This is a genomic window from Nostoc favosum CHAB5714 (assembly GCF_020829495.1).
GTDB classification, from domain to species: Bacteria; Cyanobacteriota; Cyanobacteriia; order Cyanobacteriales; family Nostocaceae; genus Nostoc; species Nostoc favosum.
The window spans coordinates 11,425-27,360 of sequence record NZ_JAIVFQ010000088.1; the positions used below are offsets into that span (position 1 = coordinate 11,425).

At 39.9% G+C, this 15,936-nt stretch carries 14 protein-coding genes, 1 tRNA gene and 1 pseudogene; 10 read left to right on the top strand and 6 right to left on the bottom strand.

Annotated features, from left to right (window positions below; translation table 11 throughout):
• Window positions 1-157 precede the first annotated feature (157 nt).
• From LC586_RS31930 to rfbD, 7 genes are all read left to right on the top strand, one after another.
• Entirely contained in the window at window positions 158-3,505 is a 3,348-nt protein-coding gene (locus tag LC586_RS31930; RefSeq protein WP_229489465.1) for a methyltransferase domain-containing protein, read from the top strand.
• 4 nt (window positions 3,506-3,509) lie between these two features.
• Window positions 3,510-4,427, top strand: coding sequence for a glycosyltransferase (locus LC586_RS31935; RefSeq protein ID WP_229489466.1), 918 nt, complete (start codon window positions 3,510-3,512; stop codon window positions 4,425-4,427).
• A 30-nt stretch (window positions 4,428-4,457) separates the two neighbouring features.
• Window positions 4,458-5,345, top strand: a complete 888-nt coding sequence (locus LC586_RS31940) for a glycosyltransferase family 2 protein (protein WP_229489467.1) — start codon at window positions 4,458-4,460, stop codon at window positions 5,343-5,345.
• Between the two features lie 2 nt (window positions 5,346-5,347).
• Window positions 5,348-6,415: a glycosyltransferase family 4 protein gene (locus tag LC586_RS31945; RefSeq protein WP_229489468.1), complete on the top strand. Its 1,068-nt coding sequence runs from the start codon at window positions 5,348-5,350 to the stop codon at window positions 6,413-6,415.
• A 123-nt stretch (window positions 6,416-6,538) separates the two neighbouring features.
• A complete protein-coding gene (locus LC586_RS31950; protein WP_229489469.1) occupies window positions 6,539-7,615 on the top strand; it encodes a glucose-1-phosphate thymidylyltransferase in 1,077 nt (358 codons plus the stop codon).
• Window positions 7,616-7,731: 116 nt separating this feature from the next.
• Window positions 7,732-8,277, top strand: a complete 546-nt coding sequence (rfbC, locus tag LC586_RS31955) for a dTDP-4-dehydrorhamnose 3,5-epimerase (protein ID WP_229489470.1) — start codon at window positions 7,732-7,734, stop codon at window positions 8,275-8,277.
• A 514-nt stretch (window positions 8,278-8,791) separates the two neighbouring features.
• Window positions 8,792-9,682: a dTDP-4-dehydrorhamnose reductase gene (rfbD, locus tag LC586_RS31960; protein WP_229489471.1), complete on the top strand. Its 891-nt coding sequence runs from the start codon at window positions 8,792-8,794 to the stop codon at window positions 9,680-9,682.
• Between the two features lie 270 nt (window positions 9,683-9,952).
• On the opposite strand, the gene LC586_RS31965 is transcribed toward rfbD, so the two are convergent.
• Window positions 9,953-10,693 carry a 2-phosphosulfolactate phosphatase family protein gene (locus LC586_RS31965; RefSeq protein WP_229489473.1) on the bottom strand — a complete coding sequence of 247 codons (741 nt, stop codon included), beginning with the start codon at window positions 10,691-10,693 and terminating at the stop codon, window positions 9,953-9,955.
• A gap of 136 nt (window positions 10,694-10,829) precedes the next feature.
• Between LC586_RS31965 and LC586_RS31970 the strand changes: the two genes are divergently transcribed.
• The 3 genes from LC586_RS31970 (at window position 10,830) to LC586_RS31980 (ending at window position 12,696) form a co-directional block, all read left to right on the top strand.
• Window positions 10,830-11,177, top strand: coding sequence for a hypothetical protein (locus tag LC586_RS31970; RefSeq protein ID WP_229489474.1), 348 nt, complete (start codon window positions 10,830-10,832; stop codon window positions 11,175-11,177).
• Window positions 11,178-11,437: 260 nt separating this feature from the next.
• Window positions 11,438-11,857, top strand: coding sequence for a BlaI/MecI/CopY family transcriptional regulator (locus LC586_RS31975; RefSeq protein WP_118169357.1), 420 nt, complete (start codon window positions 11,438-11,440; stop codon window positions 11,855-11,857).
• Window positions 11,857-12,696: a M56 family metallopeptidase gene (locus LC586_RS31980; protein WP_229489477.1), complete on the top strand. Its 840-nt coding sequence runs from the start codon at window positions 11,857-11,859 to the stop codon at window positions 12,694-12,696. Before LC586_RS31975 ends, LC586_RS31980 begins: the two co-directional genes overlap by 1 nt.
• Window positions 12,697-13,618: 922 nt before the next feature.
• On the opposite strand, the gene LC586_RS31985 is transcribed toward LC586_RS31980, so the two are convergent.
• From LC586_RS31985 to LC586_RS32005, 5 genes and pseudogenes are all read right to left on the bottom strand, one after another.
• Window positions 13,619-13,690 (bottom strand) — tRNA-Asn (locus LC586_RS31985).
• 143 nt (window positions 13,691-13,833) lie between these two features.
• A complete protein-coding gene (locus tag LC586_RS31990; RefSeq protein WP_229489475.1) occupies window positions 13,834-14,385 on the bottom strand; it encodes an NYN domain-containing protein in 552 nt (183 codons plus the stop codon).
• A 323-nt stretch (window positions 14,386-14,708) separates the two neighbouring features.
• Window positions 14,709-15,386, bottom strand: a complete 678-nt coding sequence (locus LC586_RS31995) for an energy-coupling factor ABC transporter ATP-binding protein (RefSeq protein WP_229489476.1) — start codon at window positions 15,384-15,386, stop codon at window positions 14,709-14,711.
• 13 nt (window positions 15,387-15,399) lie between these two features.
• Window positions 15,400-15,672, bottom strand: a complete 273-nt coding sequence (locus LC586_RS32000; RefSeq protein WP_012410874.1) for a UPF0367 protein family — start codon at window positions 15,670-15,672, stop codon at window positions 15,400-15,402.
• Window positions 15,673-15,711: 39 nt separating this feature from the next.
• A pseudogene (locus LC586_RS32005) lies at window positions 15,712-15,936 on the bottom strand (hypothetical protein); the annotation flags it as partial.

The following is a 15,936-nucleotide window of genomic DNA, read 5'->3' on the forward strand; positions in this document are numbered from 1 at the left end:
TTCATAAAATATAGAGCTATAGAGCTTGAAATTACTACTTTTAACAGTACGTTTTGTATGTGAATACAGATATTCGTCATTAAAGTTAATCACTAATTTTGAATTGTAAATTGCCAGTTTTTTTAATACATTTGTAAAATAAATAAGGGGAGTAAATATGGATTTAAATACTATTCATGAATGCCGAATATGCGGAAGTAGTAATGTAAAATTTGATAAAGAATTACAATCTTTTTTATCTAATGAAAAACGTTATTTTTGGGTTTGCAATAACTGTGGAACAATAATGGATTCTTCATCAATTGCTCCAGATATTGAAACTGACGAGGAAATGCCCTTTGATTTTCCCCTTTATATAAAACATTACATTGAGGTTGGGGCTGGACTATTTTTTTTGGCTTCACAATTACAATTCTTGGCGATGTTTCCAAAACCAAAATTTGAAAACACTAGGATCAAATACTTAGATGTTGGTTGTGGATTTGGATTCACTGTACACATGGCTAAACAATTAGGATGGGATGCTATAGGGGTAGAACCATCAAACATGGGAAAAGTAGGCAGTGAGTTACTAAACTTAGACATAGTGTTTGATTATTTGGAAGATTCTACTCTACCTGAACAACATTTTAATTTTATTTCAACTTCTGAGGCTATCGAACACGTTCAAAATCCTGATGCTTTTATCCAGACTATTGCTAGATATCTTGCTCCCGAAGGAATACTAGTATTAACTACACCTAATGCTGAGTCTATAATTGCAGGAAATAAAGTAGAGCAAGAATGGCTTGAAGCTTATGCTCCAGGCTCCCATTTTAACTTATTTTCTACTCAATCAATTCAGATGGTTTTATTCAGAAATGGTTTTAATTATATAAAAGTCATCCTATGCGAAGGTTCTTCAGGCAAGAAAAGAATAATTGCTTTAGCATCCAAGGAAGATATATTACCAGATAATATCGATTATACCTATGCTCAGTCTCGAACAACAATCTTTCTGAAAAACTATTTAAAAGATATTATTTCTCAGCCAAAACACACAAATAGTAAAGATCGAATTTACAGTAGCGCATCCTATAGATTATTTGAATTGTTAGTCAATAAAGGCGAATACGAAGAAGCAGAAGTTTACTCCAAGATAATTGATACTTTTGTCAAAGATAGTGGATTAAATGAAAATTCTTTACAGAAGCTTAAAATTGATTCTTTTGAAGATTACTTAACCCAAGCTCCCGCTTACTTGGGACATTACTACTTTTATAAAGGGATAATTTATTTAAATTATCATAAAGATTACAATCAAGCATTTTATTATTTTGAGATTTCAAGTTATTTGAGTAAAGTCGAAGAAGAAATTGCTTTCGCTTTCTATCCCGGTAATTGGTACTTGCGAGCAAAGTTATATGGTGGTTTGGCACTTTTATACAACGGTAAACAAGCTGATGCAATTAAAGTCTTTGATGCTCTTTTGGCTCAATTGGAGAAATTTCCAGTCGATATGATAGAGATCCTCTATTGGAACAAAGGTATAGCTCATCTTCAACTTCATGAAAACAGTAAGGCTATTACCTATTTCACAGAGCTTATTCTAAAAAACAACCCTGACGCTGAATACCAAAAGCCTGTATTGCACATAATACAAGCCTTGAATCAATCTATAGTAGATTTACAGAGCGAGATTGATTCTAAACTAGATCGCATACTTGAAATGTACAGCAAGGATAAAGCCATACTTTTACAAAAAGCTGATACATATGAAGCAGTATTCAACCAAGCCCTTGTTGAATTTAACCGAATTATAGCTAAACTGTTAAGGATTAAGAAGATATTCAATTATTTTCTAATTCCTACTAACTTCATAGTCAAAAAATTGCTCAAGTCAAATGGTGCTACAGTCTCTCAAGATGGCTTAGAAATAACAGTAGGAGAACTTATATCTGGTAGGTTCGTAGAACAGCATGTAATTTCTGCTGAAAATAAAATTTCATATATTCGTCTAAAAATTGGTACATTTGCAAGGTTAAATACCACCCAATTGTATATAGATATATTGGACGGAGAAAAAAAGCCGATTAGACATATTGCGAAAAGCGCAAGTTTATTTGATGATAACCAATTACATACTTTCTCATTCGAGCCTATAACTGATTCACAAGGAAAGAATTATTTTATCAGAGTGTCAAGTACAGGTATTAGTGGCAGTGCGGTAACATTATGGTGTACGCGCACAAGTGGTCATGAGCAGCTAATTATTGACGGTAAAAAGAGCAGTAACTCCTTAATTTACGAACTCGGCTATACTGGCACTAACCATACAGTGGCGGTAGGAATAAAAGATATTCTAATTATTACTCCTGACAAACTAGGTAAAATTAGAATTGGTTTAGGAATGCGACACTGGGAAATTGCTAAAGCATTAGCTAGTCTAGGTCTTAAAGTTACTTTGGCAACACCCCATCCTATACCCTCAGATTTGGAGGGAGAAAGATTTGAATTGTATTCGGCCTTATCCCAGAAACAAGTTTTAGATATCGCCCAGAAATATAAATTTGTCATGGTTCAGGGAGATATATTGCTACGCTACCCGACGCTTGAAGCCAGCGACAAAAAAATCATTGTTGATATGGTTACACCTTTTCATATAGAAGATATTGAAAAAGGTCAGAAAGAGTTTGAGCATGGCTATAGTGTGATTCGCAAATGTTTGCTTCGCGGAGATTATTTTTTGTGTGGTAACGAGTGGCAACGGGTTTACTGGCTGGGTATGTTAACCTCTCTTGGACGTATCAACAGACAGATACGAAATGAAAATGCAGCTTTTTATAGCTTAATAGATGTGGCTGGGTTTGGAATTTCAGATGAACCACCAGTAAAATCTCACCCAGTGCTGAAGGGAGTATTCAGTAATATTAAACATGATGATTTTGTCATCATGTGGATGGGTGGAATTTGGGATTGGCTTGATCCACTAACCTTAATTAAAGGTGTGCATAAAGCACATCAACAAGATGAACGTATCAAGCTATTCTTTCCTGCTTATCGTCAATCTAATGGTAATCCTTCTCTCATGGCAGAGAAAGCTAAAAGCTTGTGTGTAGAAATAGATGCCTTGGATAAGTCTGTATTCTTCAATGAATATCCTGTTCCTTACGAAGAAAGAGGTAACTATTTATTAGAGTCTGACGTTGGTGTTGTTTGTCAAGCTGCTAATTTTGAAACTCAAATATCTGCAAGAACTAGAGTTCTTGATTACATTTGGGCGGGACTTCCCATATTGATGAATGAAGGAGATGAATGGTGTGAACTTGTGAGAAAACATGATCTTGGTTTAGTTGTCTCTGGTAGTAGTGTTGATGAATGGAAAGATGCCATACTCAAATTAGCTTCTGATTCGGAAGCTAGAAGCATAAAAACCGCCAATATTGAAAAAATAAAACCTCAATATTATTGGAAACGCCTTGTAGAACCTATTGTCAAATATGTCAGGTTAGAAACGGCTGACTAAGAAAATGAAACCAAAAGTAGCAGCTTATATAACTTGTTATCAAGATCAAGAATCTGCTAATAGGTGTATTCAAGCTATTGAATCTCAATCAATTCAAGTTACAGCTATATATATAGTAGATAACTCTGATAAGCCATTGTTACTAAATGAGAATAATCAGCTCTTGTTAATCCATCATTATCCTAATAACATTGGAATTGCTGAAGGTTTAGTAAAAGCATTAGAATGGGCTATTTATCAAGAATATAATTTTTTATGGACATTTGATCAAGATAGTGTTCCTATTGCAAACTGTCTCGAAATTTTGCTGGAAACTTATTATCAATTGTCTCAAAAAAATAATTATGAGATTGGCATTATTGCTCCTACTCCTTCTGATCCTAGAACGGGTAAAGTTATAGAAGGTGCAGTTTTTTTTAACGATCATTTTCTAGGACTTAAACATAATAATAGTGTTGATTTTTATGAATGTGATTCACCGATTACATCAGGATCTCTAATTTCATTAGCTGCGGCTAAAACGATTTCCCCTCCTTCTCCTGATTTATTTATTGATGGTATTGACCTTGATTATGGATTGCGACTAAGGCAAAAAGGCTTTCATAACCTAATTGCTACTAAAGCTATTATGCACCACAATTTTGGTAGTCCTATTCAAGTGAAATTTATGAATAAATATCGGTATATACAACAATATTCACCTTTACGTTATTACTATATTTGTCGTAATCATAGTTATTTAGAAACTCGCTTTTCTCAAGGTTACTATCGCTTCACTAGCTTAATGCGACGCATAAAATATATGCTGCTTCAAATTTTGTTTATTATGCTATATGATTTAGAAGATAAACAATTAAAAATATGGGCTTGTTTATTAGGAACTTATCGGGGCTTGAGCGGAAATATTAGTAAAACTTGGTAATTGATATTTTTATCAGACAGACTCTTAAGAATGAACATACAATTAATTAACTCAGTATCAATTATCTTAGTTAACTATAATGGTGCAGATGTTTTAATAGATTGTTTGAATTCTCTAGAAAAATTTATTCCTAAAGATAACTGTGAAATTATTTTAGTCGATAATAATTCTCAAGATAATAGTATAGATATTGTTGATAATAAATTTCCTGGTATCAAATTAATTAAACTACCAAAAAACGTTGGTTTTGGAGCAGGCAATAATGCTGGTGCAAAAGTAGCTAAAGGGGAATTTTTATTATTATTAAATACTGATACAATACTTACAAATAAAATTTTACCCCATCTTATAGAATTAATGTCTGTAAATCAAGATGTAGGTGTTATTGGTACTAAATTAATTTTTCCAGATGGAAGTTTCCAAATTTCTTTTTCACCTGAAATTGGAATTAAAGGAGAATTTAAAGCAAAAAAATTACATAATAATGCTGAAAATAAAAGTGATTTTAATATTATAGAGAAGGATTTCCAAGATATTAAAGAAGTAGATATTGTCGTCGGAGCAGCATTTTTTATTAGGGCAAATTTATTTAATTTAGTAGGTGGTTTTGACGAAAAATTTTTCATGTATTTTGAAGATTCTGATTTGTGTCAAAGAGTTAGAAATGAAGGGTATAAAATTATATATACTCCCCACATATCCCTAATTCATATAAGAGGACATTCTGTAAAAAAAATATCCAATAAAATGTCTGTAGAATATAGACGTAGCCAGATATACTACTATCATAAACATCGTCCGATGTGGGAAATATTGACGTTAAGAATATATTTAATATTTAAATTTTTATATCAATACCTGAAAACATCCAATTCTTATAGTTTGGAAATTATCAAACTAAGTTTTATGTATAAATAATTATGTCTTTATTAATTAACCTTTCATTTATACTCAATAAACCTACAGGTACTACTACTTATGCTTTTAATCTTTTACCTCACTTAAAATCACTTCAACCAACACTTTTAACTTCACAATTTTTTCCTAACTATAATTGCTATCAAACTCCTATTAATCAAACGTCAGAACAAGGTATTAAAGGTCATTTACGCCGCCTGATATGGACAGAATTTCAACTATCAAAAATCTATAAAAACCTCAAATCGAGCCTCTTATTCTCTCCGCTACCGGAAGCACCCCTTTATAGCAACTGTCGTTTTGTCATCACGTCCTTTGACATGATACCGTTGCGCTTTCCCAAACGCTTTTCACCACTCATACCTTACCACCGCTACTACACTCCCCAAGTCCTGAAGCAAGCACAACACATTATTTGCATCTCTCAGACTACGGCTGAGGACATCACCAAGTTTTACGGAATTCCTGCAAACAAAATTACCCCCATCCCCCTCGCCTACGATCGCACTCACTTCTCCCCTCTAAATCTACCTACCCGCAACTACTTTCTCTACATTGGACGCCAAGAACCTTACAAAAACATCCAGCGACTCATCAGTGCTTTTGCTGCGTTACCTAACTGCAAAGACTATGAACTGTGGTTAGCAGGGCCAAGCGATCGCCGTTATACCCCAACCTTAAAAGCGCAAGTTGCAGAACTAGGTATAACTCATCAAGTAAAGTTCCTCGACTATATTCCTTACAGCGAATTGCCAAAAATCATCAATCAAGCGATCGCTCTGGTTTTCCCCAGTCTCTGGGAAGGCTTTGGTTTACCAGTCCTGGAAGCAATGGCTTGTGGTACTCCCGTCATTACCTCCAATCTCTCCTCCCTACCAGAAGTGGCTGGCGATGCGGCGATTCTGATCAATCCCTACAACACCGGAGAAATTACAGAGGCGATGCACGCAATCGCAACTGATTCGGTATTGCGATCGCGCCTTTGTGCCCAAGGTATCACTCACTCCCAACAATTCAGTTGGGAAAAAACAGGAAAAGCAACCGTCGAAGTCTTATCCCGCTACCTGTAGAATAATACCGTTGAGTTCAGGAAATTTATCTGTTAAGGCAGGCAGTGGGAGCAGAAGACGCGGGGACACGCAAAATAACAAATAACAAATGACTAATGACAAATGACTAATGACTAAATCCTTATGAAAGCACTAATTCTCTCTGGTGGTAAAGGTACACGCCTACGTCCCCTCACTTACAGTGGAGCAAAACAACTCGTACCAGTTGCGAATAAACCTGTTTTATGGTATGGCATTGAAGAAATGGTCGCTACTGGTATTACTGATATTGGCATCATCATCAGCCCGGAAACTGGGGCAGAAGTCCAAGCGAAAACCGGAAATGGAGAATGCTTTGGAGCGAACATCACCTACATCGTACAAGATCAGCCAGCCGGACTTGCTCACGCTGTCCAAGTCGCCCGTCCCTTTTTAGAAGATTCTCCCTTTGTCATGTACTTGGGCGATAATCTAATTCAATTAGGTGAGTTACGTTATTTTCTGCAACAATTTAGCCAACAACAGCCAGATGCTTTGATTCTCTTACGTTCAGTTGCTAACCCTAGCGCCTTTGGTGTGGCTGAGGTCGATGAAACAGGACGGGTATTACAGTTAATTGAAAAACCCAAAGTTCCTCCTTCAAATCTAGCATTGGTAGGAGTTTATTTCTTTTCTCACCTCATCTATAATGCGATCGCAAATATCCAACCTTCCGCCAGAGGCGAACTTGAGATTACTGATGCTATTCAATACCTAATTAATCAGGAAAAACAAGTTTTAGCCTACAATCTCCAAGGTTGGTGGTTAGATACTGGTAAAAAAGATGACTTACTAGAAGCTAACCGATTGATTCTTGACACCTATCTAACAGCATCAGTTCTTGGCGAAGTCGATGCCCAAAGTCAGATTATTGGGCGAGTCCAAATTGGTGCAAAATCTAAAGTAATTAACTGCACAATTCGTGGGCCAGTTGTCATCGGTAGCAATTGTCATTTAGAAAACTGCTTTATTGGCCCTTATAGTAGTATTGCCAACAATGCCACACTCATTGATACCGATTTAGAACACAGCGTGATTTTAGAAGGTGCTAAAATTGCTGGAATTCATCAGCGTATCATTGATAGTGTGATTGGACAAAGGGCACAATTGACTCTTGCACCCCGTCGCCCTAAAGCGTTACGATTTCTAATTGGCGATGACTGTCAAATTGAATTAACGTGATTTACTTATTAAAAACAGGACAAGCCACGGTCGAAGTGTTACCTGTTAGCTGTAAAATACAAGCATTAAATTACTCTCACAATTAACACTGTGGCGGGTTAGTCGAAATAATATTGATGAGCATTGTACATACCAAAATCCCCGAAGTTATACAACTTGAACCCCAAGTATTTGCAGACGATCGCGGGTTCTTTTTTGAAGTCTACAACGACCGAAAATTTGCTCAAGAGACTGGTATTGTTGCCAACTTCGTCCAAGATAACCACTCCTACTCTAAACAAAACGTTCTGCGGGGATTGCACTACCAAATCCAACAACCCCAAGGTAAACTTGTCCGGGCTATTGTTGGCACTATCTTTGATGTAGCTGTAGATATTAGAAAAAGTTCGACTACCTTCGGTAAGTGGGTAGGTTATGAACTCAGTGCTGAGAACAAACGCCTATTGTGGATACCACCAGGCTTTGCTCACGGCTTTCTCGTGCTTTCAGAAATAGCTGAAGTTCTCTACAAAACTACAGATTATTACGCACCCCAAGGCGATCGCACAATTCTATGGAACGATCCAGATTTAGCTATAGATTGGCCTTTGAGTACGTCACCGATTTTATCAGCTAAAGACCAAGCCGGGAAACCTTTGAGAACTGCTGAAGTATTTGATTAAGCAGTCATTGGTCATTGGTCATTGGTCATTGGTCATTGGTCATTAGTGTAAAACCCTTAGAGGATGTTTGAAAAGTCCTATTGTCGGTATCAAAAGTTTTAGATCCCCCTAAATCCCCCTTTTTAAGGGGGACTTTGATTCCGGTTCCCCCCTTTTTAAGGGGGGTTAGGGGGGATCAATAAGTACCTAAAATCACAGCCAAATACTTTTCAAACAACCCCTTAGACTCAAGACAGAGGATGACAAAGGACAATTGTCATTTGTCAATTGACAAATAACAAATGACTCCGCATAAAATTCAGAGGGAACAGGGAACGGGGAAGAGGGAACAGGAAAAACTCATGGTTTTTAAACATGAGATTGAAAATTTGGACACTGTTTTTTTTCGTGCTACGCATCTCAAAAAACATCTTTTTTTTGACTGAGCTTTAAACTCTGAAACTTTAGTTTCCTATCTGTTCCCTCTTCCCTCTTAAGAGTTCCCTTTTTTTTGTAAGTTTGAAAACTAATTAGGATGAGTAAATCAATTTTGCTGATTGGTAGCAACGGTCAAGTGGGTAAAGAACTGCAACAAATACTCCCCTACTATGGCGATATTATCTCAGTAGAACGCCCAACAGTAGACCTTGCCCAACCGGAGACCCTCCGCAACGTTATCAGATCAAAACAGCCGCAAATCATCATTAACGCTGCTGCTTATACTGCTGTGGACAAAGCAGAAAGCGAACCCGAACTTGCTAGCGCTATTAATGCGATCGCACCCCTAATTATTGCCCAAGAAAGCCAAAAATTAGGAGCTTTTCTAATTCATATTTCGACCGATTATGTTTTTGATGGTAATGGGTATCGCCCTTACCAAGAAACCGATGCGACTAATCCCTTGAGTATTTATGGTAAAACCAAACTTGCTGGAGAAGAAGCAATTCGGGAAACTTGCGCCCATCACCTCATCCTCCGCACTGCTTGGGTTTATGGAACCTTTGGCAAAAGTAATTTTGTCAAAACCATGCTGCGACTAGGTGCAGAACGCCAAGAAATCCGTGTCGTCGCCGATCAAATAGGTAGCCCGACTTGGGCGCAAGATATAGCCACAGTTATAGCCCAAATAATTCCCCAGTTAACTCCAGAAATTAGCGGCAGTTATCACTACACTAATAGCGGCGTTGCTAGCTGGTATGATTTTGCCGTTGCGATTTTTGAAGAAGCACAACAGCTAGGCTTTCCTTTGAAAGTTGAACGTATTATCCCCATTACAACCGCAGAATATCCCACGCCAGCCCGTCGCCCTGCCTATTCCGTCCTTGCTTGTGAAAAAATCTCAGCAATTTTAGAAACACATCCGCCCCATTGGCGACAAAGACTTAGACAAATGCTTAAAGATTTGAAAATTGGGCATGGGGCATAGGACATTGTTCATTAAATAATTCGTAATTCGTAATTAAGTTTTGTAATGGGGATTTAACCCCAACACAAAACTTGCCGGTTATAGAACAATACAGTTCAGTTAAGCATTTCTTCCTTCTCTTTGCGTCCTTTGCGTCCTTTGCGGTTCGTTAAAAAAATTGACTTTGACAAAGAGTTTTAGCCTTAAGTGAACCGTATTGGGTTATAGAACCGGGGGACTTAAACCCACGGAACTAGTTAAATTTCTTCCCTATTCCCCACTCCCCATTCCCTACTTCCTTTTACTTTTCAAAACTCCCGTCTCTTGTTGTATTGGCAAAACATCTAAAATATCAGTTTGGGAACAATATTTTAAATCATCTAAACAGTCAAGACGCAACAATCGTTGGCCGTGACTAGCTTGGTGAAGTAATCCCAATAAGTTATCTTGCCATTGAGAGTAAAGAGCGATCGCACTAATTACTTCATCGTTACCAGCTAATTCTTCTGGTGACAACGCGGTTTGCTCTAAAAGACTATGAGCGATCGCACCTGCACAAACTGTATCTTCTAAAGAAAAACTGCCTTCCCAACCGGAACCGACAATCCACACTGTCTCTGGTTGCAACTCTTGAAGAAATTGCACCACCGCCGCCCGGTTAATCAAGGCTGCTGCTAATAGATTTGGGGACTCTTGTACCCGTTGTAAGGCACGAGTGCCATTGGTGGTACTGATAAACAAGCGACGCCCTTGCACTAATTCTGGTGTGCAGTCGAGGGGAGAGTTACCCAACTCAAAGCCAGCTACTTTCGCGCCACCGCGTTCTCCAGCCCGCAGACGTTTTTCAGAAGGCCATTTTTCGCTAACTTCAATTAACTGATCTAAATCGCTGAATACTTGTACAGCTTCGCCTCCAGCTGCCAAAACTGTCGCAATTGTGCTAGTGGCTCGCAAGACATCGACTGCGATCGCACATTCTGGCGCTTTACCCGTTGGAGTCAATTCAGGAGTGTGGTATACGAATAGCTTCACGCGCTGGATACACCTAGTTTAATAATACTGTCGCAAATAACATTCTACCTAGTTGGTGTCAGTGACATACTTCTACACTGATTGCAAGCAATGCAGTGTAGGCTTCTCACCCAATCCGGCTATTGCTTAGGAGGCGATGAAGCTCACTTTTAAGTCCACGGAATGCCCTGCCGCAGACTATGAATTTCCTACCTTGTACCCTACAAGTTTTACTGTCCTGGATGAAATGCTGGAGCCAGTGCGTTGGGCGGGTTCCCCGACTTGTAGCAACTGGCGTGCATATTCGCACTATTGGACAAACCAATTGGTAATTTGTATTAATCAAGATGTGCCTACTTACTTTCATGCTGTGCAACAAAGTCGCTTACCAATAGTCGCAATGCTACTGGACAGAGGCTTATCAGACACCAATGTGGGTCAAGCTTACCACAAGTATCTTACCAGAAAAAACTTATTAAATTGGCAACTTTCTTGTCTTAGCTAACTACAGTTACAATTGATCCCACAGCATTTTTTAGCATCAAAATGCACAATGTATCCCATTCAATACATAAATACTCAAAAAGGCCATTCTTATGCTTCTGACTTTCAGACTTGCTGCACGATCTTGTAATCTAAAACAAGAAAGACCTTTAACAAGTTACGGTTAGAGGGCATGGGGCATTGGTCAATAATCAATAGTTCCTCTTCCCCTGCTCCCTCATCTCCCTCACTCCCCCTTCCCCTTCCCCTTCAAAAATCGCTATGGCACCTTTACCCGATTACCGCCCTAAACAACTATCTTTAGGCCCCTTGGAAGCGGAAATTTTAAATATCATCTGGGAACTTGGTTCAGCCACAGTAAAGGATGTACACGATCGCATCCTCGCCGATCCCAACCGCGAATTAGCGTATACTTCTGTCACCACTGTCTTACGTCGCCTCACTGATAAAGGTTGGCTGGCTTGCGACAAGAAAGAGCGAGCGTTCTACTGGCGGCCAATGCTGAGTAAGCAGCAATCAGATGTCATCAAAGCTCACGAGCAGTTACAGCGATTTCTGGCAGTGGGGAACCCCGATGTTATTGCTGCTTTTGCCGATAGCCTAGATGAAGCAGCCAGTGAGCAAATAGCAGCGATCGCCAAACGTATTCAATCTGCACGCCAAGCCAGGGAGGAAAAATGATGCATCTAATAATGATTTTGAATGCTTTGGCAGTTGCCTGGTGGTTAAGATCCGCTTGGAATCAACGCCAAGGTAATTGGAATCTGCGGTGGCAGCGATCGCTATTTTTGTTTCTCTTCCCGCCCTTGCTAATTTTCATGACTGCGATCGCTGTGCTGTTCATGGGGCCTCAAGGACAAATGGGCGGCATGTATACAGGCTCAATTAGCTATTTACTAGCATTAATTTATTTGGCATTTTTTGCCATTTCATGCATTAAACTTGCCTTTCAAGGTTGGCAGTCTGTAGAATCTGCCCGTAACTGCCCCCTAGTGAATGTTGGCGATAGACGAGCCAGACTACTGCAAACGGGGGCGTTGTTTGCGGGTCAAATTGGTTTTTGGCAACCAGAATTAGTGGTTAGCCAGGGATTACTGCAAATTCTCTCACCAAATCATTTAGAAAGCGTCTTAGCCCATGAGCAAGGGCATCACTATTATAGGGATACATTCTGGTTTTTCTGGCTGGGTTGGGTGCGTTCCTGCACCGCATGGTTGCCGAATACAGAGCCTTTGTGGGAAGAACTTTTAGCATTGCGTGAACTCCGTGCCGACGGTTATGCAGCATTGCAGGTAGACCCCCTGGTGTTAGCGGAATCACTTTTATTAGTAGTTAGTAGCAGCCCCGTCTTATCAGAAATTTGCTGTGCTGCATTAGGTTCCTCTGGTGCAGATCGCTTAGAACAAAGAGTAGAAGCTTTATTAGCACCACCAGAACCAACCCCAGAAGCTCAATTACAATCCTGGCATGGCTTTCTGTTGGCATTCTTGCCTCTACTGACTGTGATATTTCATAGTTAACGCGATGTGCGACTTATTCTTACAACCCCGCTTCCATTCCTCTCGGAGAGAGGTCGATAGGCTTTAAATCTTGCTCCCCTTCCCTACCAGGGAAGGGGTTGGGGGTTAGGTTTGAGAGAAAGTTGCACACGGCGTTAGTTAATTTGAATTTAGCAAGCTACTACAGCACGAAATCATATCATGTCCGACTTAATACTTATGTCATTGCGAGCGGAGCGTGGCAATCCCAAACCTTTGCGATTGCTTCATTTCACTTCGTTGCATTCGCAATGACATATCGTAAGTGATTTGCCGAACTTGATATCATATTGTTTGTAACGAAAATTATGATGTTTGTAACAAAATCATGGTGTTTGTAACAAAAATCATATTGTTTGTAACGAAAATCGTAGCGTTGCTAACTAAACTCGTAGCGTTTGTAACGAAACTTGTAGCGTTGGTAATGAAACTCGTAGTGTTGGTAACGAAACTCGTAGTGTTTGTAACGAAAATTGCGATAAGAACAAATTAACAAGCGGTAATTACGAACTACGAATTACGAATTACGAATTAAGCTTATTCTTCTAAACTCGTCCATAGTTTCCGAAAATACTGAACGCCTCTGGCAAGCACTTGAGGAATAATCTCTTGGACATTTTGCGGGGTAATCGCCGTGCAGTTTCGATAGACCCTTGATGCGATCGCCAGTTTCCTGAAACTAGATTACAGCTATTTTCAGGTAAATAGACCACGCGGTAGGGACACAGCATTGCTGTGCCCTTACAGCCGCTTTGCGTCTACGCAGTCTTTGTTGAAACTCCAGCACTTGTTTCGGACAAGCACCAAAAGACCCATGATTCAGAAACGTCACAGTCGAGTCAAGCGACCATAAATCCCTGACGGATAATCTAAAATCCAAAATTTAAAATCCAAAATTGATAAACTCCCCAGGCTGGATTCGAACCAGCGACCAATCGATTAACAGTCGATCGCTCTACCACTGAGCTACTGAGGACCACTCACGATTTATAATATTAGGGCTAAAAATAAGATTTGACAAGTACTTTCGCCAATATTTTTTTTAAATACTTAATTTATAGAATTTTTGCAGCCAAAACCCATTCAGGAACTTAAGCAGAGACTGTTAAATACTAATATCTACTGCAATCCCATTCGTAATTCAGCCAGACGCTGCCGCGCCTTAGCATCAATGGCATTAGCTAAAAACCTACTCTTAGATTGTTTACGCGTATGATATTTCTGTCGCATCCGGCAGACGGTAGCTTCAACTTCTCCACAGAGTTGTTGTGCCGATAACCATTCAGCCCCATACCCCTGTATCATCAACTGCTGTGCCCGATCTGATGTAGCAACAATTACACGAGAAATCAAAGATTGAGCTATTTGCTGGCGCATAGACGCACAGGATTTTTCAATATAAGTATCTGCTGTCTGTCCAAAATCAGTGTAATAAACTGATAAAAGCTCAGTAATTGTTTCTTTATTACTAGAAGAGTTCTGATATTGGGCATCAAAAACTATTTGAGTTGCATAACCTTGAAACGCACTATAACCAGTCATCGCTTCCACAAGTTCACCCCGTGCTGCCTCTAGTCCAACACTATCACGCGTTTTTTTAAGGCAAGGCCAAGCGCCAATTATATTGTAGCCGTCTACTAACAAAACGGCTTGGAGTAAGGAACGGGGCATGGTTTTTGATCACAATTTTATAGAGTTAACAAAATTCATTCATAAGTTTTATAATAATTGATGCATAGTCTGTAACACTATGCTACAAAGAATAAAAAATACGGCAGCCTCACAAAACTAAAACCTAAGACAGACGTACCAACTTAAAACGCGCCTTTATTTAAAAGGCGCGTTGTAGTTCTTTTTCAGTAGTAATAAAAACGAAGAGTGCTGAGTTAAAAGACCACCTATAAACGGCAGAGCATGTACAGGTATGAAAGCCTGAGTACTTTTTACTTTACTCAGCACTGGCTCAACGCCCCGCTACCGCTAACAGCACTAAATTAAGAGGCTTCGCTGTGTACCTCCATTAGACGTTGTTTGAGGCGTTGAGGTTCACCCTTATCTACGAGAGAGCCTTTTTCTAGCAAGAAAGCGCCGTCACAATAATTTAACTCGTCTAATCGATGTGTCACCCAAAGCGCTGTAATACCTCGACTTTTGACAAGGCGGCGCACACCAGCCACTAAATCCAACTGGCTATCTGGATCTAGTAAGGCAGTGGGTTCATCTAATAATAAGACTTCACAGCGACGGGCGATCGCACCTGCGATCGCTACTCGCTGTTTCTGTCCTCCAGAGAGTGCATAGATAGGGCGTCGTAGAAGAGTAAGCAAATTCACCGCTCCTAGCGCCTCCTCAACCCTTGCTCTAGTGGCAGCAGGTGGTAACTTTTCTTCCACCAATCCAAAAGCCACATCAGCACCAACCGTTGGCATCACCAGTTGATGATCCGGATTTTGGAAGACAAAGCCAACGGGATGCAAAACCCGAATTTCCCCAGACTCAGGAGCTAATAGCCCCGCCAGCAGTCTAAGTAACGTTGATTTCCCACTGCCATTTGTACCCAAGAGCATCCAAAACTCACCCTTGGGTACTTCTAAAGAGCAAGATTTGATAACTTTCTCTCCATTAGGCCAACTGAAATTTAAATCCTTGACCTCAATGCCCACTTGAGCCATTTGTCAACCTTGGTTACTCAGCAGCTACAGCGAAAAACCCAGGTGGCCTACCACCGCCAGGGGTTGTACCATCTTTCTGAACAATCTGCACCCCAGAAATTTCACTAGCGCGGACAGCAATTTTTTTCTCTGTCTTGCCCTCGCACTTGAGTTCCACAATGTCAGGGTTACCAGAGCGTATTGCTGCCAAAATCAGCTGATAGACAGCCTCAGCATCCTCTGCTGACTTACGTTGCACTGAGATAGGGAAAGCAGTGTTTCTGATGCTTAAATCGATGGTAAACATTTAGCAATAATCAAATTTAACTGTGGACTCATTTTAGCGTCAGCTGACTGATTCTAGGGAAATGGGGATTGGGCATTGGGCATTGGGCATTGGGCATTGGGCATTGGGCATTGGGCATTGGGCATTGGGCATTGGGCATTGGGCATTAAGCATTGGGCATTGGGCATTGGGCATGGGGCATTGGGCATTGGGCATTGGGCATTGGGCATTGGGCATTGGGCATTGGGCATTGGGCATTGGGCATTGGGCATTGGGCATTGGGCA

What these genes read in the sequence shown, in the direction of transcription:
- LC586_RS31930 (WP_229489465.1), top strand. Translation starts at nt 158, where the DNA reads ATGGATTTAAATACTATTCATGAATGCCGAATATGCGGAAGTAGTAAT.
- LC586_RS31935 (WP_229489466.1), top strand. Translation starts at nt 3,510, where the DNA reads ATGAAACCAAAAGTAGCAGCTTATATAACTTGTTATCAAGATCAAGAA.
- LC586_RS31940 (WP_229489467.1), top strand. Translation starts at nt 4,458, where the DNA reads ATGAACATACAATTAATTAACTCAGTATCAATTATCTTAGTTAACTAT.
- LC586_RS31945 (WP_229489468.1), top strand. Translation starts at nt 5,348, where the DNA reads ATGTCTTTATTAATTAACCTTTCATTTATACTCAATAAACCTACAGGT.
- LC586_RS31950 (WP_229489469.1), top strand. Translation starts at nt 6,539, where the DNA reads ATGAAAGCACTAATTCTCTCTGGTGGTAAAGGTACACGCCTACGTCCC.
- rfbC (WP_229489470.1), top strand. Translation starts at nt 7,732, where the DNA reads ATGAGCATTGTACATACCAAAATCCCCGAAGTTATACAACTTGAACCC.
- rfbD (WP_229489471.1), top strand. Translation starts at nt 8,792, where the DNA reads ATGAGTAAATCAATTTTGCTGATTGGTAGCAACGGTCAAGTGGGTAAA.
- LC586_RS31970 (WP_229489474.1), top strand. Translation starts at nt 10,830, where the DNA reads ATGAAGCTCACTTTTAAGTCCACGGAATGCCCTGCCGCAGACTATGAA.
- LC586_RS31975 (WP_118169357.1), top strand. Translation starts at nt 11,438, where the DNA reads ATGGCACCTTTACCCGATTACCGCCCTAAACAACTATCTTTAGGCCCC.
- LC586_RS31980 (WP_229489477.1), top strand. Translation starts at nt 11,857, where the DNA reads ATGCATCTAATAATGATTTTGAATGCTTTGGCAGTTGCCTGGTGGTTA.
- LC586_RS31990 (WP_229489475.1), bottom strand. Translation starts at nt 14,385, where the DNA reads ATGCCCCGTTCCTTACTCCAAGCCGTTTTGTTAGTAGACGGCTACAAT.
- LC586_RS31995 (WP_229489476.1), bottom strand. Translation starts at nt 15,386, where the DNA reads ATGGCTCAAGTGGGCATTGAGGTCAAGGATTTAAATTTCAGTTGGCCT.
- LC586_RS32000 (WP_012410874.1), bottom strand. Translation starts at nt 15,672, where the DNA reads ATGTTTACCATCGATTTAAGCATCAGAAACACTGCTTTCCCTATCTCA.